The organism is Alkalibacterium sp. s-m-28, from assembly GCF_054658175.1.
Genome location: NZ_BAAGIQ010000003.1, coordinates 1 through 21,717 on the forward strand (window position 1 = coordinate 1; position 21,717 = coordinate 21,717).

The window sequence follows — 21,717 nt, forward strand, 5'->3', positions numbered from 1 at the left end:
ATTATTCTTCTCTGATCGAGGCTGCATTAAGGAACGGGCTTGTGGATGAGGAAGAGATGTCACGTCTTGAAAACTGGAAAAAGAGTCCGGAAAGTTGGCTTTGATACTTGATTTTCACCTGTAAATCCTGTAGTATTTGTATAGTGTTGACAGAGTCTGCACGCTGACCTTTACTTGGTTTGTCGTTTCACCAGCGCTTACTCAGTAAATGGAGTCATAAACAGGAAAGAGGTGGAAAACATGGCAGTTTCAAAAGAACAGAAACAACAGATCATTACTGATTACGCTCGTCACGAAGGAGATACTGGTTCTCCGGAAGTACAGATCGCAGTATTGACTGCTGAAATCAACGAGTTGAATGAACACGCAAAGACACACAAGAAAGATTTTCATTCAATGCGCGGACTAATGAAAAAAATTGGTCACCGTCGTAACCTTCTTGCTTATCTACGTAACAAAGACATTACCCGTTACCGTGAATTGATCAAGAGACTTGGTTTACGTCGTTAATTTTGTCCTGTCACATCACGCTGATCTTCATGCTTACGCATAAAGAATGAGCGGGACTACAGACAAATTAATCTTACTAGTTGAAGCGGGATTCTTAGGAATCTCGCTTTATTTACTATAACAAACACTCAGGGGCTTAATTGTCTACTATGCAAATGTGAGCAGATGAAAATGAATCTGATCTGCTGACCTTTGTCTAGTAGGTTAGGCTGCCTGAACAAAGGAGAATATCATGTCAAACAAACAAGTGTTCAAGACAACTATCGGCGGCAGAGAACTGACCGCAGAAATCGGACAAATGGCAAAGCAGGCTAACGGGGCAGTTCTTGTCCGTTACGAAGATACTGTTGTTCTATCCACTGCTGTCGGCAGCAAGAAGCCAAGTAGTATGCCGTTCTTCCCGCTTATGGTTGTATATGAAGAAAAAATGTACTCAGTAGGTAAGATTCCAGGAGGCTTCATCAAACGTGAGGGCCGTCCTTCAGAGAATGCAACATTAACAGCGCGTCTGATCGACCGTCCCCTTCGTCCAATGTTTGCTGACGGATTTAGAAACGATGTTCAAATCTTCAATACAGTTATGTCCGTAAATCCTGATAATTCTCCGGAAATGTCAGCCATGTTCGGATCATCCCTTGCTCTATGCATTTCTGATATTCCATTCAACGGACCAATCGCTGGAGTCACTGTCGGACGAGTAGACGGCAAATTCATCATCAACCCGACTGAAGAGGAAACTGAAAAATCAGATATCGAACTGATCGTAGCCGGTACCAAAGATGCTATCAACATGGTAGAAAGTGGAGCGGATCAAGTTGCTGAAGAAGATATGCTTGAAGCCCTTCTGTTCGGACACGAAGCAATCAAAGAGCTCGTTGCTTTCCAGGAAGAAATCGTTGCTGCAGTCGGACAGGAAAAAATGGATGTCACTCTAATCCTTCCTGATGAAGCAATCAAACAGGAAATCATCAGCAAGTATAACGATCAGATGAAAGAAGCGATCCAGACTTTCGATAAACAGGAACGTGCTGAGAAGACTGGTGCTTTGAAAGACCAGATCATCGAAGTCTACGAAGAAGAGTACCGTGATTCGCCAGATCTTGATTCTATTGTAAAAGATGTCAAGACAATCGTCGACGGCATGGAAAAAGACGAAGTCCGTCGTCTGATTACAGAAGAGAATACCAGACCTGACGGCCGTAAAGTAGACGAGATTCGTCCACTTGAATCCGAAGCAGGCATTCTGCCTCGCGTTCATGGGTCAGGCCTGTTTACTCGTGGTCAGACTCAGGCGTTGTCAGTTGCTACGCTTGGACCATTGAACGAACATCAGATCATTGACGGATTGAGCAGTGAAGACAGCAAGCGATTCATTCACCACTATAATTTCCCTCCATATTCTGTTGGAGAGACGGGGCCTGTCAGAGGACCAGGTCGACGTGAGATCGGTCACGGGGCTTTGGGTGAACGTGCACTGTCTTATATCATCCCTAATGAGGAAGACTTCCCGTACACCATTCGTTTAGTAGCGGAAGTACTTGAATCAAACGGATCCTCTTCTCAGGCAAGTATTTCTGCCGGAACACTCGCGCTGATGGATGCCGGTGTGCCTATTAAAGCACCAGTCGGCGGTATTGCCATGGGCCTAGTTATGGATGGAGAAAACTATACAGTACTAACTGATATCCAGGGACTGGAAGATCACCTTGGCGATATGGACTTTAAAGTTGCCGGTACAAGACAAGGGATCACCGCTCTGCAGATGGATATCAAGATCGAAGGAATTACGAAAGAGATTCTTGAAGAAGCACTTGTACAGGCTAAGAAAGCCCGTCTTGAGATCATCGATAACATCGAAGAAGAAATTTCAGAACCTCGCAAAGAACTGAGCAAGTACGCTCCTAAGATCGAATCAATCAAGATCAAGCCTGATCAGATTAAAGTCGTTATCGGTAAAGGCGGCGAAACGATCAACAGCATTATTGATGAAACGAATGTTAAAATCGATATTGATGAAGAGGGTAATGTTTCTATATACGGTCAGGATGCAGAAGGTATCAAGCGAGCGATCGAACTTATCGAAGAGCTGACAGAAGAAGTGGAAATCGGCAAGGTTTATACTGGAACGATCAAGCGAATCGAGAAATTCGGTGCATTTGTGGAGATTATCAAAGGTACAGATGGTCTGGTTCATGTATCGGAACTGTCTGATAAGTACATTAAGGATGTTGCCAAAGAATTTTCTGTCGGCGATGTGCTTGATGTCAAAGTGACGGAAATCGATGACAGAGGCCGTGTCAACTTGTCCCGAAAAGCTGTACTGAATGGGAACAACGACGAAGCCTGATTGGACTCAGCTTCCATTATTTAAAAGTAAAAAAATAACCCGCATGGCTATCCTTACGAGGCAACTGCTTATCGTAAAGGACAGCCATGTGGGTTTTTACATAATTGCATCAGAGGTAACCGGATTGCCCTCTGACTGAGAAATTCAAAGAATTGAGATGGTCTGTTTCGTTAGTATTCGGATAACGGATGACTAGTTCTCCTTCATCGCTGATGTCCATGACACGGGCAGATTTTGAGATCTGTCCATGATGAACGGTGATTTCCCGACCTATAAGTCCAGACTTTTCTCTGCATACTGAAATGAATGTAGACGCATCCATCGACTCGCTCCATGCTGTATAAAAGGTGTCGAACCAGGATAGAAAGCTGGTGATGATCGGATTAGGATCGATGACTCTATTTTTTTCAATTGCCAGAGAAGTGGCTTTAGCTTTCAACTCTTCAGGGAGTTCTTCTATGGACAGATTCGTGTTTATTCCCGTCCCAATCACGATGCCGGTCAGTTCTGATCCGCTGAAGTGGGATTCGACCAGAATGCCAGCCACTTTACGGCCGTCGATGAGAACGTCATTTGGCCACTTGATAGAAGCAGACCAGTCCGGTTCAAGTGCTTTGACCAGAGCAGCAGCAGTCAGCTGAGTCAGAAGGACAGCCTGCTGATTGTCGAATTTTGGTTTGAGTACGATAGTCAAGGCAACGGATTTTCCTAGATCAGTATGCCAGGAACGGCCCAGCCTGCCTTTTCCTTTGTACTGATAATCAGTCAGGATGACCGACCCATGAGCCAGTTCTTGAAGGTTTTTTAAAGCATAGGTATTTGTCGAATCGATTCTGTCGAAGAACTGGAACGATCGCCCGATAGAATAAGATTGCAGGTTTTCCGCTACAGACTCTTTACTGACTAGAGGGAGTGTCAGTCTGCAAGTGTCCTGTTCAGTCTGAATCGAGTAGCCCTGCATTTCAGCGTCATTTATAAGCTGATTTATCTCTTCTGTCTCTATATGAAGGGTCTTACTGACGAAATCAAAAGAAACGAAAGACGGATAGTCTGCTTTAAGTAAAACAATAAAAGAAGAAATTAGTGACATGAGAGACTCCTTTTTAAAATTAGTTAATTAAGGTCAGTATACCTGATAAGTAGGCATTTGCCTATATCTATGCTATACTGAAATTGTTAAGCACATAACGGGCGAACGTACATAGGTGAAATAAACTATAAAATCAAATGCTGTAACAAGCGTATTAGAGGTGGAAGATTGTGAGTAATATAAAGATTATTCCTCTTGGAGGAGTAAGAGAAAATGGTAAAAATCTGTATGTACTGGAATCTGGAGACGATATTTTCGTCCTGGACTGTGGACTGATGTATCCTGAAGATGAACTGTTCGGAATCGATGCGGTCATTCCTGATTTCAGTTATCTTGAAGAAAACAAAGACAAAATTACCGGAGTCTTTCTGACTCATGGCCATGAAGATGCAATAGGCGCACTGCCTTATTTCCTTGATACATTTAATGTTCCTGTATTCGGTTCAGAGCTGACTATAGCTTTAGCTAAGCTGTTTGTGGGTCAGTCCAATCTGTCGACATCTTTCGATGACTATCATGTGATCGATGAACACACTGAAATCGACTTTAACGGAACAACAGTCAAGTTCTTCCGTACGACCCATACGATTCCAGATTCAATGGGAATCGCCGTTCATACAGAAGAAGGAAACATTGTCTACACCGGGAACTTCAAGTTCGATCAGAGTTCTCAGGACATGTACAGAACAGATCTTTCTCAGATCGCAGACTTAGGTAAAGAAGGCGTTCTGGCCCTGCTGAGTGATTCTGGGGACGCAGAAAGTCAGACTGAAAATGTGTCTGAGAAAAAAGTCCAGGAAGAAGTGCTTGATATCTTTCAGGATACCAGCAGCAGGATTATCGTGGCTGCAGTAGCAAGCAATATTTTAAGGATTCAGCAGGTGTTAAATGCGGCGCACAGTTCAGGTAGAAAAGTGTTCATCACTGGAAAGAACCTGGAAGCTATTCTAGAAACAGCCATGGATCTTGACAAGCTGACACTGCCTGATGAACATCTGATTGAACCTATCAGTAAAATCGATAAATATGATGACGACGAAATTCTGATTCTCGAAACGGGATCAGCGGGTGAGCCGATAAAAACACTCAACCGTATGGCTACATCTAATCATGATCAGGTGAACATTAAAGAAGGGGATCTTGTGTTTATTGCTACCAGCCCATCTACAGCAATGGAAGTCATGGTAGCTGAGACAGAAAACCTGATTTATAGAGCCGGTGGGACAGTAGTCAAGTTATCCGGCAGACTGAAAGCGTCCGGGCATGCGACGCCTATTGATCTGCAGCTGATGATCAACCTGCTGAGACCGACTTATTTCATACCGATTCAGGGTGAATACAGAATGCTTGCTGCCCATGCAGACCTGGCAAATGAGACAGGGATCCCTTATCAGAATATCTTTATTTTGAGTAATGGTGACGTCGTTAGCTATGCTAAAAATAAAATGACACAAAGCGGACAGGTATCTGCAGATAATACACTGATCGACGGGATAGGTATCGGTGATATCGGGAACATTGTCTTGCGTGACAGACGTCTGTTGTCAGAAGATGGTATTTTCGTTGCAGTAGTTACAATCGACCGTAAAAAGCAGCGTATCGTGTCTGATCCTCATATCGTTACGCGCGGATTTGTATTTGTAAAAGAGAGTCAGGATCTGATTAATGAATCGACGGAAATTGTGAAGAGTATAGTCAAAAAGAATCTCAAGCATAACGATTTTGACTGGGGTTCAATCAAACAGGATATTCGTGAAGGCCTGAATAACCACCTGTTCAAGAAAACGAAGAGAAGACCGATCATTCTTCCAGTAATTATGGAAGTCAATCAGAACAGACGCTTTACAAGATAATTATTTTGTATATAATTAAATTCAGATACTGTACTAGGGGAGTCAATATATTGGCTGAGAGTGAACTGTGAGTTCAGACCCTTCGAACCTGTACGTTCATACGTGCGCAGGAAGAGTACTTAACTGAGATCGACAGATCAGAGTAGGCATGAGCGCGCTCTCATAAATGTCATAATCTCCTTCCCTAGTTCAGTAAACTAACTAGAGGAGGAGATTTTTTATGCAGAACAGACAGTTGAGGATCTATCTTGAAGGGACTTTATTTGCCGCACTTGGGATGGTGCTGTCCTGGATTCCCTCAGGAATAGGGTCGTCATTCAGTGTTTCCTTAGGCATGATTCCGTTGACTTTCTACGCTATCAGAAGAGGATTGGGGCCAGGGATATTTGCCGGTTTTTTATGGGGGATCCTTCATTTTGTTACAGGATCGGTATATATGCTGAATGTGTATCAAGTCATTATTGAATACACAATCACCTATGCGAGCATTGGGCTGGCCGGATTCTACTCCAAAGACATTCTTGAGGGGATCAGAAACCAGAAAGGAAAACGGGTAAACATGACTATCGTCGCTGCTGTTCTAGTTGGAGCTGCCGCTCGGTATTTCTGGCACTTTATAGCCGGCTGGATATTCTGGGGAGACTATGCTTTATGGGGACTCAGTGCCTTTACATTTTCACTAGTCATGAACGGTCTGAGTATGATCTCGACCGCCTTAGTGACCATGATCGTATTGCTGATGCTGTATGACCGGTCTCCACTGATTTTTGTCCCTAAAGGGAAATAACTGCTGCCGGCTTAAGATAGTGGACAGGAGGTTACAGGCTAATGTACACTAAGATAAATAACATTACCTTAGTGTATGAAGGAGACCTGTATGACGATTTTAAGCACGATTTTCTGGGGGTTTATTTTTCTGAACTCGGCTTTAGCCATATTTACTGTGTTTAAAGAAAAGGAACGGGACATCGCAGCGATTTGGGCTTGGCTGCTGGTCATTACGATGCTGCCAGGTTTCGGATTTGTAATCTATCTTTTTTTGGGAAGAAAAATATCACAAGAATCCATTTTTGATCTTCGAAGTCAGGATCGTATCGGCATGCATCAGCTGGTCGAGTCACAGAAGAGTCTGATCGAATCAGAGAACCTTGATGTTCCTGAATCAAATTATCAGGATAAGACATTTGAAATGGTCCGTTTATTTCTGGAAAGTAATCAGGCTGTTTTAACGAAAGGCAATAAAGTAAGAATCATAAGTGATGGAGAGGAAAAATTCGACCAGCTCATAAGAGATATTGAGAAAGCAGAGCATCATATTCATGTGACGTATTATATCTTTAGAGGGGATAATATAGGTCTGAGACTCTTGAGGGCTCTAGAAGAAAAAGCGAAACAGGGAGTTGAGGTCAAAGTATTGTACGACCCGGTTGGGGCCCGAGTACTGGGCAAAGATTTCTTCAACAAACTGAGAACATACGGCGGCCATGCTGAACCGTTTTTCGGCTCGAAATTTTTCCTGATCAACTTGCGTCTAAACTATAGAAACCACCGGAAGATTGTCGTAATTGACGGAAAAGTCGGCTACACTGGAGGATTTAACGTTGGCGATGATTATCTGGGGATGTATGAGAAAATGGGCTACTGGAGAGATACCCATCTAAGAATAGAGGGGAACGGTGTCCTTACTCTGCAGACTCGATTTTTAATGGACTGGAACGCATCAGCTAAAGACAAGCAAGTAAACTATGGGGAAGCTTATTTCCCGTTTTCAAGTCTAAAAGGGTCTACAGATATGCAGATCGTTTCCAGTGGTCCGGACAATGAGATGCATGCTATCAAGAAAGGGTTCATCAAAATGATCAGTATGGCTAAAGAATCCGTTTTGATCCAGACACCTTATTTCATTCCTGATGAAGCATTGATGGAAACAATCAAAATAGCCATCCTGTCAGGCATCAAAGTGAAAGTGATGATACCTAACAAGCCGGATCATCCATTTATTTATCGTGCCACTCTAAGCTACGCAGAAGAACTGGTAAAGAGTGGGGCAGAAGTTCATATTTACGACAATGGATTTCTTCATTCCAAAGTTATTGTGATAGACGGTGAGATTTTATCAGTAGGGACTGCAAATTTTGATATAAGAAGTTTCCGTCTGAATTTTGAAGTCAATGCATTTATTTATGATCGTTACCTCGCCAAAAAACAGGTCAGACTTTTTGAAGAGGATGAAAAGAAATCGTATTTACTGACAGAAGACATGATTAATAATTATTCCAGATGGGAAATTTTCAAACAGCAGTTTTCCCGACTTTTTTCACCCATACTATAAATAATATTAACGTCTGTTCATCCTGTTCAGAAGACCGTCCGGTTCTTCCTATGGGTTTGAACAGACGTTATTTCTTGGTAGCTTTACATTTTCTCATTTCATTGTAATTTAACAATCTAAAATTATTTTTTATATGCAAAATTATAAAAAGGCTTTCAATACTGATGAGGAAGCTGAAAAAGCTAATAAACGTATCATTTGCAATTGTATCATCTTTCTGTAATAATTAATAAGGATCTTTTATTTGCAACAAAATGCATGATAGGATGCATATAATTGCTTATGGAAACTAAAATAGCCAGAAGGTAGTCATAATTATTAAAAAATGTGAGAAACCTACTGGTACATAATTAAGTTATGTGTTTGAGTCTGTGTGATGGTGAGGAAGGTCTATTCCTTTGGTGACTTCATACAGTTTTTTTATGGGTTAAACTCAGAGCATAACAGAATAAATGTAGAGGAGATACAATCATGATCGAGTTCAAAAATGTATCAAAAGTATACGGAGATGGAACGAAGGCTGTTGACGATGTATCGTTTACGATCAACGAAGGAGAATTTGTCGTTCTGATCGGAACGTCCGGGAGTGGGAAAACGACGACCATGAGGATGGTCAATCGGATGATTGATTCGACATCCGGAGAGATTCTTATTGACGGAAAAGACATAAAAAAAGAAGATGCCGTTCAGCTGAGGAGAAAAATCGGATATGTTATCCAGCAGACAGGCCTTATGCCTCACATGACAGTATACGAAAATATTGTAATGGTTCCAAAATTATTAAAATGGGAAAAAGAAAAAATGCAGGAGACCGCAGAACGTCTACTGAAGCGAGTCGATATGGGTCCTGAATTTCTTGACCGTTACCCACAGGAACTTTCTGGCGGACAACAGCAGAGAATTGGTGTCATCCGAGCACTTGCCGCCAACCAGGATATTATCTAATGGATGAACCGTTCGGTGCACTGGATCCGATCACTCGAGATGCCTTACAGGAACTGGTCAAGCACCTTCAGGAAGAGATGGGCCGTACAGTCGTATTCGTTACTCATGATATGGACGAAGCACTTAAGCTGGCAGACAAGATTGCGATCATGTCAGAAGGAAAAATCATTCAGTATGACACACCCGACAATATTTTAGCCGAACCTGCAAATGAATTTGTCGAGAGCTTCCTGGGTGAGGACAGACTGCAGCAGCGTTCAACCATGCAGACGGTCGATCAGGTCATGGTGAAGAGACCCATTTCAGTTACATCGGATATTACGCTGGGAGAAGCCATTCGTGTCATGAGAGACAGAAGAGTAGATACGTTATTTGTAACTGATATGGATAATGTCCTTCAGGGGCTGGTCGATTTCGAAGCAATCAACAAAAATAGAAAGACAGCCTCTACAGTGCAGGACATTATGTCTCATGTCTATTACGTAAAATCGGGAACCTTACTGAGCAGTGTGGCAGACAAGATGCTCAAGCGTGGATACAAGAACATTCCTGTTGTCAGCGAAGAAGGGAAACTGGAAGGTCTTGTTACACGGGCATCACTGGTAGATATCGTCTACGATACAATCTGGGGAGATGACGAAGAAGTGGAAAGCATTCCTCTAGAGACGACCCAGTTTTCAGAATCAGAATAGGAGGAGACCTAAGTGATCGATTTTTTTAACAACTATGGTGCTCAGATAATGAGACTGATCTGGGAGCACTTATATATATCAATAATAGCATTAGGTTTAGGGGTGATCGTAGCTGTCCCAGTCGGCATCCTGCTGACACGGACGGATAAGCTGGCAACGTTTTTCATCGGTCTGGCATCCATACTTCAGACTGTCCCGTCACTGGCACTGCTGGCACTGATGATTCCTTTTCTTGGGATCGGTCAGTTTCCGGCTATCATGGCACTGTTCATTTACTCTCTGCTTCCGATCCTCAGAAATACGTATACAGGCATGAAGGGTGTGAATCCGGACCTTGTAGACGCAGCTAGAGGTATGGGAATGACAGAATCACAGCTGGTCAGAAAAGTGGAGCTCCCTCAGGCAGCCCCAGTTATAATGGCGGGGATCAGACTTTCAGGGACATACGTTATTGCCTGGGCAGCTCTTGCTTCATATATCGGAGCAGGCGGACTTGGAGATTTCATTTTCAATGGGTTGAACCTGTATATTCCTGAGCTGATCATAGGAGGGACGATTCCTGTGACCATACTAGCTTTACTCGTAGATTTTGTATTAGGTCGTGTAGAGAAGAAGGTTACACCTAGAAACCAAGTCATAGACTAGAGAAAGGCTGATAATAATGACGTTTAAGAAAAATATGAAACTTGCTGCTTTAAGTTCTGCAGCAGTAATGATGACAGCTTGTTCTCTTCCTGGCCTTGGAGCAGGTCTGACCGAAGAAGGGAATATTACCATTGCTACTCAGTCTTCTACTGAGATGGTAATTTTAGGCTACATTGTTCAGGGGATGGTCAATCATTACTCAGATATCAATGCGGATGTTATTCAGAACCTCGGCTCATCCACAATGGTTACACAGGCTTTAGCCCAGGGTGATGCGGATGTAGCTGCAGCAAGTTACACAGGGACTGCTCTCACAGGTGAATTAGGGATGGACCCGATCACGGACCCTGATGAAGCCAGAGAGGCTGTGACAGAAGGATTTAGAGAACAGTATAATATGAGATATTTTCCATCATATGGATTTGAAAACACCTATGCCTTTCTCGTAACCAGTGAACTGGCAGAAGAGCATGGACTCGAAACAATAAGTGATCTGGAGCCCATTGCTGGAGATCTGACTGCTGGAGTCGATAATTCCTGGATGGAAAGAGAAGGAGACGGGTACCGGGCGTTTCTTGAGACTTATGAATTTGACTTTGACACCGTCTATCCTATGGAAATAGGTTTGGTGTACGATGCGGTTCAATCAGGTAATATGGATATCGTCCTGGGATATTCAACGGACGGACGTATCGCCAGTTACGATCTGGTCTTCCTTGAAGACGACCTCAACTTCTTCCCTCCATATGACGCAAGTCCATCTGCCTTATATGATACGCTTGAAGAATACCCTATGATTGAAGACATTCTTCTAAAACTTGAAGGCATGATTGAAACTGAGCAGATGCAGGAAATGAACTTCATTGCCGATGAATATTTAATCGAGCCAGCAACTGTAGCTGTAGAATTTCTTGAAGCCAATAACTATTTTGAAGACAGAGAACCTTATCTCGAACCAGCAGGAGGGGAATAAGATGCCAAATATAGAAGGATTAGATGAATTATCACAAATGAATATTGTTCAGCAGCTGATTTACTATGTACAGCAGAACGGACCCTATTTATGGGATCAGTTTGTCAGACACTTTCTCATCTCGATTTACGGTGTGCTGTTTGCAGCCCTTGTTGCCATTCCTCTGGGATTTTATATAGCCAGACACAGTAAGCTGGCTGACTGGGTCGTCGGAGCAGCTAACGTCATACAGACAATACCGTCACTGGCGATGCTGTCGATTCTTATGCTAGGATTTGGGATAGGAGTCAATACAGTAATTATTACAGTATTTCTATATTCGCTGCTTCCAATCGTTAAAAACACATATGCGGGTGTGAAGAATGTAGATCATGCGCTGATGGATGCTGCGAAGGGCATGGGCATGACTCGCTGGCAGCAGACTTACAAAGTTGAACTACCTATGGCTTTATCAGTAATCATGGCTGGTCTTAGGAATGCTCTGGTTGTGGCGATCGGGGTAACGGCTATAGGGACATTTGTTGGTGCGGGAGGCCTTGGAGATATCATACAAAGAGGTGTCAATGCTTCTCAAGGAGGAGCTATCATCCTGGCCGGTGCGATCCCAACTGCACTGATGGCTGTTGCGGCCGATTTGGTCCTGGCGTGGCTTGAAAGAAAACTGAATCCTGCAAGTCGGATAAGCAGATAAAGTGAAACAGCTATGGAGATGGATGGACTATCTCTCACAGCTGTTTTTTATTTTGCTAATTTGATATGCCTGATATCTTTGGCATTGATTAAGTAAGTCGTGCGTGATGAAGCGGTTTTTATAATGATTTGAGTTGAGTGAGGTGAAAATACTGGTATCCCCATATACTCGTGGATCTGATCTGAATGAGCAGTAGGATTGACCTGAATGATAATACGCTGCTGCTTTTTAACAGACTGTTTAAGGAATAAGCCCAACTGACCCTTGGGCATCTGTGGCTGTACTTTAGATAAATTGGTCGAAAACAGGGCGCCGTATCCTTTCCTGAAAACCTCTACAATATGCTGTGTTTCGATGGCTAATTTACTCATGATCGTCCTCCCCGAACATATGTTACCTTTAGTATAACGTGCGAACATACATTCGTCAACAGTATCGTGTAGTTTTTTTAAATAATTGTCTGTCTAAAATTCTGGAGCATGATCAAGTCAGATAAAGAGAAACTGAAGATAGATCCGAACTGGGAGGATATTTTAGTGCTTTTGTTTCTATTTAACTAAAAAAAACGTATAATAGAAATGAATACATTATAAGGAGTGGGTATTTTATGGATTATCAGCTGATAACTGATTCCTGTTGTGATCTTCCGCTGGAACTAGTGGAAAGATTCGACTTGGATATTGTCAACTTCACAATTACTATCAGTGGAGAAGAGCTGGTCGATGATATGGGAAAAACGTTTGATAAGACGTCCTTTTTTAATCGGCTTAAAGAAGGAGAGATTGCTTCAACCTCACAAATAAACGTTCATGCCTATCTCGAAAAATTTAGGAAGTATGTAGATGAAGGTAAGCCGGTTATTTACCTAGGGTTTTCTTCTGAACTTAGTGGGTCACTTAATAGTGCCCGTCAGGCTAAACAGATGCTTGAAGAAGAATATGATGATGTGGATCTGACCATTATCGACACAAAGGCAGCCAGCTTGGGAGAAGGTCTACTGGTCTATGAAACTGCATTAAAAAAAGAGGCAGGTATGGGTAAGGAAGATCTGGTCAAGTGGGTCGAGGATAATAAGTTGAACTATCACTCCTGGGTTACCGTAGATGACATTAAACATCTTCAACGTGGGGGAAGAATCTCAGCTACTGCAGCGACAGTAGGTTCACTGCTCAATGTTAAGCCCATCATCATCATGAACCGTGAAGGGAAGCTTGTCCCGTTATCAAAAGTTCGAGGCAGGAAGAAGTCGCTTCAGTTCCTTATCGATCAGACAGTTAAAAACATCAGAGATGAAGTGGATCATGCGGTCTTTATCGGTCATGTTGGAGTACCTGAAGATGCTGACTTTGTCAGAGAGAAACTGCTTGAAAAAGTGAGCCCTAAGGAAGTCATCATATCAAGTTACGGTCCCACAATCGCAGCCCATACAGGATTTGGCTCTTTATCCGTCTTCAGTTATGGAGAAGAACGGTAACCGTTTAGATCCTTCGTCACCGCAGTCATGAATAAAGAGACTGTTGATAAGTTTAAGTTGACACTAATTTTGAGAGTATGCTATTATAAATTTTGTTAGTACAATTTATATCAATGCGGTTGGGCGTGAGCTTTCAAGGTTATTTTCTTCTAGGGCGAGAAGAAGGCCTGTTAGCCGCGCCCTTTTTTTGAAAGGGGGAAGATAAAGTGAACCGTGAAGCAATTAATTACGTTAAAGACGCTGAGGCTAGAGTTGAAGAACTTAGAGCTAATGCGGAAAAAGAGATAAAAGACATCAAGGATGGGACTGCTCTTCGAAAGGATAAAATAACCGAACAGACCGAACACGAGCTGGCCGCTTTTAAAAAAGAGCTGCAAGAACAAGTCGAGTCCAGGCTGGAAGAAGACGAGAAAGTGTTTGAAGAGCAGATCAATGAAGATATCAACCGTTTCAATGGCACCTATGAATCGGAAAAAGACAGATTAGCCAGTCGAATAGCAGAGGAGGTATTGCGTCGATATGGCAATAGCTAAAATGAAAAAACTGACTTTATTAGCAGAACATACTAATAAAGAAGCTGTTTTGAAGAGTGTCCAGGAAATGCAGAGTCTTGAAATCATTCCTGTAGCAGAAGTTCTGGAGGAAAGTCTGCTGAATGACTTCGATACGAGTGCTTCGCGTGATTTGTCTAATGACAGTCAGGCCAGACTGCAGGATATTGAATATGCAATCAATTACTTACAGGACTACGTCGAACAGCCGGGTTTGATTGAGAGCCTTAAAACTAAGAAAGAAGTATTTTCATTAAAAGAACTTGAAAGCATTGTAGAGAGTGCAGACGTTGATGCTCTTCTGGAGCAAGTATCCCTGAAGGAAAAGCAGCTCAACAATCTGGATGAGAAAATGAAAGACCTCAAACAGGAAGAAGAATTCCTGAGAAAGTGGCGGGCACTTAGTTTCAAGGCTGAAGAGGTCAGTCATTTCAAACTGATGGATGTTCTGGTGGGGACCGTTGATAAAGAACAATCAGAAGCACTTGTTGAGGGTTTACGTGATAATGGCAGAATATATTATGACGAAGTATATAGAAGAAGTGATGAAGTCGCCTATCTCATCATTCTTCCTAAAACCGAGAGAAAGCAGTTTGATGATCTTGTCGCTCAATACAGTTACAGAGAACTGACATATACACATGAACTTCTTCCGGAAGATGAGTTATACCGTAATCTTACCGAACAGAAGCAAGTCAGAGGTGATAAAGAAAAGATAATTGCTGAGATGAAGAAATGGACAAGTCTCTACAGGAACCTGGAGCTCGCTGAGGAATATTACTACAATCTGTCTGAACGAGAAAAAGCACACAATCTTCTTATAGACAGCCATCACCTGTTCCTTCTATCTGGATGGATAGAAGAAGAGAAAGTGGATTCTTTAAAGGCTAACATCGATCAGACAATCGGCGAGAGCGAAGTCGCTGTTCTATCCGAAGATATAATGATGAAGGAATACAATGATGTTCCTGTCGTGCTGAAGAATAACAGTTTTGTCCGACCATTCGAGATGATTACAGAGATGTTCAGTTATCCAAAATACAACGAAGTCGACCCCACACCGTTTATGATGCCGTTCTTTATGGTATTCTTCGGCATGATGGCCGCCGACCTTGGCTACGGTATGCTGCTCTTTGGAGTCACATTGTTCGCCTTGAAGGCATTCAATATAGAAGGGTCAATGGGAAACTTCTTAAAGTTTCTTTACACCCTCTCGTTTCCGACGATGGCCTTCGGAGTATTTTTCGGAAGTTTCTTCGGAATGGAGCTGCCCATACAAGTCTTCTCCTTACAGGATGATGTACTTGAAATTATGGCATTTTCAGTTGTGCTCGGACTGATCCAGCTGCTTTACGGGCTCGTCTTGAATGGAATCATCAAAGGAAAGCAGGGACAGAGAGCCTCTTCATACGTCGATGGCTATGCCTGGTTCCTTATGCTGATCGGTTTCATCCTATGGGTCGGTGGGGCTATGCTGCTGAATATGCCGCTGCTTACGCAGATAGGTATCGGACTTGTGGTTCTTAACGCAGTAGGGATCCTTGTCGTATCAGCACTTTCCAGTTCCAACAAAGCACTGGGGATAGGACTCGGGGCTTACAATTTATATGGAATATCTGGTTATGTAGGAGATATCGTCAGTTACACAAGATTGATGGCTCTTGCAGTAGCCAGTGCAAATATTGCGATGGCATTTAATATGATCATCGGCTTCCTTCCGCCTATAGCACGATTTACGGTTGGGGTTCTAATCATTATTGCCCTGCAGGCACTGAACATAGCACTGACATTCTTAAGTGCTTATGTCCATACTTCCAGACTGCAGTATGTTGAGTTTTTCGGCAAGTTCTTCGAAGGCGGAGGCAGACCACTGACTCCACTCAAAATGCTTGAGAAACATGTCTGGATGGAAGACAATAACAACGGTTAAAACTATATTTTATAATAATGGAGGAAAAAATAATGAGTAACTTTGAACTGTTTTTTGGAGATAATTTAGGTTTTGTATTTGGTGCAGTAGGTGTCGCTCTGGCAGTTATTCTTTCTGGTATCGGATCATCAAGAGGAGTAGGATCTGCAGGTGAAGCAGCGGCTGCCTTAACAAAAGAACAGCCGGAAAAATTCGGTCGTGCGCTTGTTCTGCAGATGCTTCCAGCAACGCAGGGACTTTACGGTTTCGTTATCGGACTGCTGATTCTTATCAACTTGTCTACTAACATTGACGTATCAACTGGATGGTACTATCTGATGGTCGGACTTCCTGTAGGATTTACTGGACTGACATCCGGTACGCTTCAGGGTCGTGTATCAGTAGCTGCAATGCAGATCCTAGCTCAAAAACCTGAACACACAACTAAAGGGATCATTTATTCAGCGATGGTTGAAACATATGCAATTTTAGGTTTCGTTATTTCCTTGATGATGATAATCTTCATGTAATAAATGAGAGAAAGGAATTTAGAATTCAGTGATCAGACAGCCATCTGTCACTTAATAAACTGAATTCCTTGTTTCATTTCATTATTATTACTCTGAACAGGAGGGAAATCATGGCAGATTTAAAATTACTGACTGAACGAGTCGTTGAAAAAGAAAAAGCGGCTATCCGAAAGGAAATTGAAGAAGCTAAAAAACAAGCTGAAGATGAGATTCAAGCTGCCGAAGCAGAAGAGGTACAGAAACGCCTACAAGCAAAGGAGCAGATCAAAGCAGATGCCGAACATGATTACACGATTCGAAGAAACACATTGGACATCAGACGGCGCAATGAGGTGCTGGCTGCGAAACAGTCTATTCTGGACAAGATGTTCAAAGAGGCTAAAAACAGACTGGATAATCTGGATGATGAGACATTCAGACAGTTTACTGCGAACGTATTGAAACAGTTCGACAAAGAAGGACAAGTGACGTTGAAATTGGGAGAAAAGTCTGCCCATTCTATTGACGAAACTTGGATAACTTCTAATAAACCTGCTGAGCTTGCTGTTCTGGTATCCAAGGACACTGTAAAAGGACAGTCCGGCTTCCTTATTGAAAAAAATGGCATAGAATACAACTTCTTATTCGATTCTTTAGTGGAAGATGCCAGAACGGACATTTTACCAGATATATCTAACGAATTATTTTAAGGAGGAGAATACAGTTGAAAGATACCGCTTATGGGTCAAGCAATGTTCTCATACGGATTTACGAGAACGATCTCCTCACTCGATCTCATTTCGAACGCATGTTGACTGCCGATTCTTTTGAAGATGCTGTCAACGTGCTGAGAGAAACACCTTACAGGAATGACGTCGATAGAATCAAAGAAGATAAAAGTTATGATGAGATGTTCATGAATGAGCTCCACCAGACATTCGAGGAGCTGTTAAAGATTGTTCCCAACAAGGAACTTATAGAGCTTGCTGGATTGAGGTATGCTTATCACAACCTGAAAGTTCTCTTTAAAGAGGAGTTTACAGATCAGGATCTGGATTATTTATTCATCCCGATCGGCCGTTATCCTGTATCAGAATTGAGACAGGCAGTCAGAACAGGTGAATCTGATGTCCTTCCTGCTGAGTATATGGACAGCATCCATGAACTTCAGGAGGATTACGATCAGTATCAGAACGTTCAGTCTGTCGATATCATACTCGACAGACGGTACTTTACACATCTTCGTCTTCTGGCTGACCAGACAGGTGAAGAGGGCGTGCCTGAACTGATAGAAACGCTTATAGATTATAACAACATATCTACTTTGGTCAGAGGAATGAAACAGAATAGAACACGCAATTTTCTACTGACTGTTCTTTCAAGTTCCGGATCTATTCCTAAAGAAGATCTGCTCGAAATTGCACATAATGGGCAGCAGTATGCGCTACAGTACTTTAAAACAAGTAAATACAGAAAACTAATTGACCAGTCGGTCGATACTGAAACAAATGAATTATCATCTGTCAGGATCGATCATCAGACAGATGATGCGTATATGAATACGATGAGAGATGCCAGACTTCAATCTTTCGGTCCTATGCCGGTGCTCGCTTATCTCTATGCCAAGGAAATAGAAGTCAAAAATCTCAGACTCATTCTATCAGGTAAGGAAAATGGTGTACCTGCTGATGCGATCAGAGAAAGGATGCGATTGAACTATGCCCAATAAAATTGGAGTTGTCGGAGACAAAGATTCCGTTCTGGCATTCAAAATGCTCGGCTTTTCTGTTTACTTCGCATCTGAAGCGAAAGAGACCCGTCGAATCATCGACAATCTGGCAGACAAAGATTATGGTGTGATTTACTTGACAGAACAATTAGCAGAATTAGTCCCTGAAACAATCAGACGCTATGACGCTAAAATGAAACCTGCCATCATTTTGATCCCTAATCATACAGGCTCACGTGGCATCGGTAAGAAACGTGTGCAGGAAAATGTCGAAAAAGCAGTGGGTCAAAATATTTTATAGGAGGGTACGATTTTGAGTAAAGGAACGATTGTAAGTGTTTCTGGCCCTTTGGTCACAGCAAAAGGGATGGAAACAGCTAATATACAGGATATTTGCCGTGTAGGTAAACTAGGCCTCATCGGTGAGATCATTGAAATGAGAAACGACGTTGCCTCTATACAGGTTTATGAAGAAACGTCTATGGTAGGTCCGGGAGAAGTCGTCGAAACAACTGGTGAAGCATTATCTGTTGAGCTTGCTCCAGGTATGATTTCTCAGATGTTTGACGGAATTCAGAGACCGCTGGACGAATTTATGGAAAAGACAAATAGTAACTTTCTTGAACGAGGCATGTCAATCGAGCCGCTGAACCGTGAGAAACAGTGGGAATTCACTCCTTCTCTGGAAGAAGGAACAGAAGTATCTGAAGGAGACATTGTCGGTATTGTTCAGGAAACTAAAGTAATTGAACACCGCATCATGGTGCCTCACGGCGTTAAAGGTAAAATCAAATCTATTTCTTCAGGCTCCTTCACTATAAGCGAGCCAATCTACGTGCTTGAAACTGAAGATGGCGAAAAAGAATTTACTATGATGCAGAAATGGCCAGTCAGAAGAGGCCGTCCGATCAAGACGAAGCTGAACCCGGAAGAACCGCTTATTACCGGTCAGCGAGTTATTGATACATTCTTCCCAGTTGCCAAAGGTGGCGCGGCTGCTGTTCCCGGACCTTTCGGAGCAGGTAAAACTGTCGTTCAGCACCAGATCGCAAAATGGGCAGACGTTGACTTGGTGGTCTATGTAGGCTGCGGAGAACGCGGGAATGAGATGACAGACGTTATCAATGAGTTCCCTGAACTGATCGACCCGAATACTGGAGAATCAATTATGGCGCGGACTGTACTGATTGCCAACACTTCCAACATGCCCGTTGCTGCGCGTGAAGCCTCTATCTACACGGGTATTACAATTGCTGAATATTTCCGTGATATGGGATATTCTGTAGCAATCATGGCAGATTCGACATCAAGATGGGCTGAAGCCTTACGTGAGATGTCAGGTCGTCTGGAAGAAATGCCTGGTGATGAAGGGTATCCAGCCTATCTGGGTTCTCGTCTTGCAGAATACTATGAACGTGCAGGTAAAGTGGTTACGCTTGGATCTGGAGACCGTACTGGAAGCATAACAGCGATCGGTGCTGTGTCCCCTCCAGGAGGAGATACATCTGAACCGGTAACGCAGAATACCTTGCGTGTCGCTAAAGTATTCTGGGGTCTGGACAGTTCCCTTGCACAAAGACGTCATTTCCCGTCGATCAACTGGCTGAATTCCTATTCACTGTATAGCAATGAAATGAATGACTACGTAGGGAAACAGCTTGGAGAAGACTGGAATGGTATGGTAACGAGAGCAAAAGCTTTACTTCAAGATGAATCGGAACTTCAGGAAATCGTCCGACTGGTTGGAGTAGACTCTCTATCGGAACGTGACCGTCTGAAACTGGTTGTTGCCAGAATGGTTCGTGAGGACTTCCTTCAGCAGAATGCCTTCGATGATGTAGATACCTATACATCTAGAAACAAGCAGTATGAAATGCTGTTTACTATCCTTAACTATGAAGATCAGGCTGTTCGTGCAATGGATCTGGGAGCTTATTATGATGAAATAATCAAAGGCACAGACAATGTGCGTGAACGCGTCGGTCGAATGAAATACATCAGTGAAGATGATATCAAGACGATCGAAACGATCCGTACTCAAACGAAAGATGACATTCAGTCAGTATTAGAGAAAGGCGGTGTAGAATCAGATGCTTAAAGAGTATAAAACAGTGTCCGAAGTCGTCGGCCCGCTGATGACAGTCGAAGGCGTCGAAGGCGTCAAGTTTGACGAGCTGGTCGACATCGAACTTCAGACCGGTGAGCGCAGAAGAGGACAGGTCCTTGAAATCAACGGAGACAAAGCAGTTGTTCAGTTGTTTGAAGGATCCACAGGCATCAACTTGGAAGAGACTAAAGTACGCTTCCTGGCTAAACCTCTCTCTCTAGACGTGTCAGAAGACATGATCGGACGAACATTTGATGGTATGGGGCGAGTCAGTGATGGTGGACCGAACCTGATTCCTGAAAAAAGTCTGGACATCAACGGAATTGCGATCAATCCGATTGCAAGAGACTATCCGGATGAGTTTATTCAGACAGGTATTTCTACGATCGATCACCTGAACACGCTTGTTCGTGGACAGAAGCTTCCGGTATTTTCCGGTTCTGGACTTCCGCACAAAGAACTCGCTGCACAGATTGCCCGACAGGCCAGTGTAACGAATGCAGATGAGAAATTTGCCGTTGTATTTGCTGCGATCGGTATCACATTTGAAGAAGCCGAGTACTTTATGAATGACTTCAAGAAAACTGGAGCGATCGACCGGTCCGTTCTGTTCATCAACCTTGCAGATGATCCGGCGATCGAACGTATTGCGACACCAAGAATGGCCCTGACTGCTGCAGAATACCTGGCTTTCGAAAAAGACATGCATGTTCTGGTCATCATGACCGATATGACAAACTATGCCGAAGCGCTGCGTGAAATTTCTGCTGCCCGCCGTGAGGTGCCTGGTCGTCGTGGGTATCCTGGATACCTCTATACCAACCTGGCTACACTTTATGAGCGAGCAGGTCGTCTGGAAGGAACCAAAGGATCTGTAACACAGATTCCGATTCTGACCATGCCTGAGGATGACATTACCCATCCGATTCCCGATCTGACAGGGTATATCACTGAAGGGCAGATCATCCTGTCACGTGACCTGTATAACCAGGGCTATCAGCCTCCAATCAATGTTCTGCCATCTCTGTCCCGACTGAAAGATAAAGGAACGGGAGAAGGAAAGACTAGAGTGGACCATGCGCCTACAATGAACCAGATTTTCTCTGCCTATGCACAGGGTAAAGAGGCTAAGGAACTGTCTGCCGTGTTAGGTGAAGCTGCACTGTCTGAAACAGACAGAAAATATGTCGAGTTTACAAATAAATTCGAAAAAGAGTACGTGAATCAGGGGAACTATACTAACCGTACGATTCAGGAAACGCTGGATCTAGGCTGGGAACTTCTGAAAGTTCTGCCTCGTGCAGAGCTGAAACGTATCAAGGATGATATGCTTGACAAGTATCTGCCAAAAGGAGAGTGA

19 protein-coding genes, 1 pseudogene, 1 riboswitch and 1 other annotated feature are annotated in these 21,717 nt (G+C 43.0%); of the genes and pseudogenes, 18 read left to right on the forward strand and 2 right to left on the reverse strand.

Annotated features, from left to right (window positions below; all coding sequences use genetic code 11):
* Positions 1–240: 240 nt before the first annotated feature.
* Entirely contained in the window at positions 241–510 is a 270-nt protein-coding gene (rpsO, locus tag ACYQ4S_RS01045; RefSeq protein ID WP_091264966.1) for a 30S ribosomal protein S15, read from the forward strand.
* A 232-nt stretch (positions 511–742) separates the two neighbouring features.
* Positions 743–2,857 carry a polyribonucleotide nucleotidyltransferase gene (gene pnp, locus ACYQ4S_RS01050; protein WP_459768794.1) on the forward strand — a complete coding sequence of 705 codons (2,115 nt, stop codon included), beginning with the start codon at positions 743–745 and terminating at the stop codon, positions 2,855–2,857.
* Between the two features lie 109 nt (positions 2,858–2,966).
* On the opposite strand, the gene ACYQ4S_RS01055 is transcribed toward pnp, so the two are convergent.
* The gene (locus tag ACYQ4S_RS01055) at positions 2,967–3,947 is read right to left on the reverse strand and encodes a biotin--[acetyl-CoA-carboxylase] ligase (RefSeq protein ID WP_459768796.1); all 981 of its coding nucleotides are present in this window, start codon (positions 3,945–3,947) and stop codon (positions 2,967–2,969) included.
* A 170-nt stretch (positions 3,948–4,117) separates the two neighbouring features.
* Between ACYQ4S_RS01055 and ACYQ4S_RS01060 the strand changes: the two genes are divergently transcribed.
* The 7 genes and pseudogenes from ACYQ4S_RS01060 to ACYQ4S_RS01090 all read left to right on the forward strand — a co-directional run bounded on the left by ACYQ4S_RS01060 (position 4,118) and on the right by ACYQ4S_RS01090 (position 12,078).
* The gene (locus tag ACYQ4S_RS01060) at positions 4,118–5,800 is read left to right on the forward strand and encodes a ribonuclease J (protein ID WP_459768798.1); all 1,683 of its coding nucleotides are present in this window, start codon (positions 4,118–4,120) and stop codon (positions 5,798–5,800) included.
* A gap of 25 nt (positions 5,801–5,825) precedes the next feature.
* A riboswitch (TPP riboswitch) is annotated at positions 5,826–5,931 on the forward strand.
* Between the two features lie 89 nt (positions 5,932–6,020).
* Positions 6,021–6,587 carry an energy-coupled thiamine transporter ThiT gene (gene thiT, locus ACYQ4S_RS01065; RefSeq protein WP_346024380.1) on the forward strand — a complete coding sequence of 189 codons (567 nt, stop codon included), beginning with the start codon at positions 6,021–6,023 and terminating at the stop codon, positions 6,585–6,587.
* A 90-nt stretch (positions 6,588–6,677) separates the two neighbouring features.
* Complete coding sequence (gene cls / locus ACYQ4S_RS01070) at positions 6,678–8,132, forward strand: cardiolipin synthase (RefSeq protein WP_091264978.1); 1,455 nt, start codon at positions 6,678–6,680, stop codon at positions 8,130–8,132.
* Positions 8,133–8,603: 471 nt separating this feature from the next.
* Positions 8,604–9,769, forward strand: a pseudogene (locus ACYQ4S_RS01075) (betaine/proline/choline family ABC transporter ATP-binding protein).
* A gap of 48 nt (positions 9,770–9,817) precedes the next feature.
* The gene (locus ACYQ4S_RS01080; protein ID WP_459768862.1) at positions 9,818–10,414 is read left to right on the forward strand and encodes an ABC transporter permease; all 597 of its coding nucleotides are present in this window, start codon (positions 9,818–9,820) and stop codon (positions 10,412–10,414) included.
* A 16-nt stretch (positions 10,415–10,430) separates the two neighbouring features.
* Positions 10,431–11,387, forward strand: coding sequence for an osmoprotectant ABC transporter substrate-binding protein (locus tag ACYQ4S_RS01085; protein WP_459768800.1), 957 nt, complete (start codon positions 10,431–10,433; stop codon positions 11,385–11,387).
* Between the two features lies 1 nt (position 11,388).
* On the forward strand, positions 11,389–12,078 hold the full coding sequence (locus ACYQ4S_RS01090) for an ABC transporter permease (protein WP_459768802.1): 690 nt from the start codon (positions 11,389–11,391) through the stop codon (positions 12,076–12,078).
* Positions 12,079–12,125: 47 nt separating this feature from the next.
* Here the strand turns inward: ACYQ4S_RS01090 and ACYQ4S_RS01095 are convergent, their stop codons facing one another.
* A complete protein-coding gene (locus ACYQ4S_RS01095) occupies positions 12,126–12,449 on the reverse strand; it encodes a hypothetical protein (protein WP_459768804.1) in 324 nt (107 codons plus the stop codon).
* A gap of 236 nt (positions 12,450–12,685) precedes the next feature.
* On the opposite strand from ACYQ4S_RS01095, the gene ACYQ4S_RS01100 reads away from it, so the two are divergent.
* The 9 genes from ACYQ4S_RS01100 (at position 12,686) to ACYQ4S_RS01140 (ending at position 21,717) form a co-directional block, all read left to right on the forward strand.
* Complete coding sequence (locus ACYQ4S_RS01100) at positions 12,686–13,552, forward strand: DegV family protein (protein ID WP_459768805.1); 867 nt, start codon at positions 12,686–12,688, stop codon at positions 13,550–13,552.
* A 117-nt stretch (positions 13,553–13,669) separates the two neighbouring features.
* Positions 13,670–13,716: a sequence feature (sodium ion sensor (DUF1646 type); this cis-regulatory element may regulate processes involved in with the transportation of sodium ions), on the forward strand.
* A 42-nt stretch (positions 13,717–13,758) separates the two neighbouring features.
* Positions 13,759–14,085: a hypothetical protein gene (locus tag ACYQ4S_RS01105; RefSeq protein WP_459768807.1), complete on the forward strand. Its 327-nt coding sequence runs from the start codon at positions 13,759–13,761 to the stop codon at positions 14,083–14,085.
* Entirely contained in the window at positions 14,072–16,033 is a 1,962-nt protein-coding gene (locus ACYQ4S_RS01110) for a V-type ATP synthase subunit I (protein WP_459768808.1), read from the forward strand. The genes ACYQ4S_RS01105 and ACYQ4S_RS01110 overlap by 14 nt, the downstream gene beginning before the upstream one ends.
* A gap of 32 nt (positions 16,034–16,065) precedes the next feature.
* On the forward strand, positions 16,066–16,542 hold the full coding sequence (locus tag ACYQ4S_RS01115; protein ID WP_459768810.1) for a V-type ATP synthase subunit K: 477 nt from the start codon (positions 16,066–16,068) through the stop codon (positions 16,540–16,542).
* Between the two features lie 110 nt (positions 16,543–16,652).
* Complete coding sequence (locus tag ACYQ4S_RS01120; RefSeq protein WP_459768812.1) at positions 16,653–17,231, forward strand: V-type ATP synthase subunit E; 579 nt, start codon at positions 16,653–16,655, stop codon at positions 17,229–17,231.
* 14 nt (positions 17,232–17,245) lie between these two features.
* Entirely contained in the window at positions 17,246–18,250 is a 1,005-nt protein-coding gene (locus ACYQ4S_RS01125) for a V-type ATP synthase subunit C (RefSeq protein WP_459768814.1), read from the forward strand.
* Positions 18,240–18,551 (forward strand): V-type ATP synthase subunit F, encoded by a 312-nt coding sequence (locus ACYQ4S_RS01130; protein WP_346024668.1) that lies wholly within the window; start codon positions 18,240–18,242, stop codon positions 18,549–18,551. Before ACYQ4S_RS01125 ends, ACYQ4S_RS01130 begins: the two co-directional genes overlap by 11 nt.
* 66 nt (positions 18,552–18,617) lie before the next feature.
* Positions 18,618–20,348 carry a V-type ATP synthase subunit A gene (locus tag ACYQ4S_RS01135; protein ID WP_459768864.1) on the forward strand — a complete coding sequence of 577 codons (1,731 nt, stop codon included), beginning with the start codon at positions 18,618–18,620 and terminating at the stop codon, positions 20,346–20,348.
* Positions 20,341–21,717: a V-type ATP synthase subunit B gene (locus tag ACYQ4S_RS01140; RefSeq protein ID WP_459768816.1), complete on the forward strand. Its 1,377-nt coding sequence runs from the start codon at positions 20,341–20,343 to the stop codon at positions 21,715–21,717. The genes ACYQ4S_RS01135 and ACYQ4S_RS01140 overlap by 8 nt, the downstream gene beginning before the upstream one ends.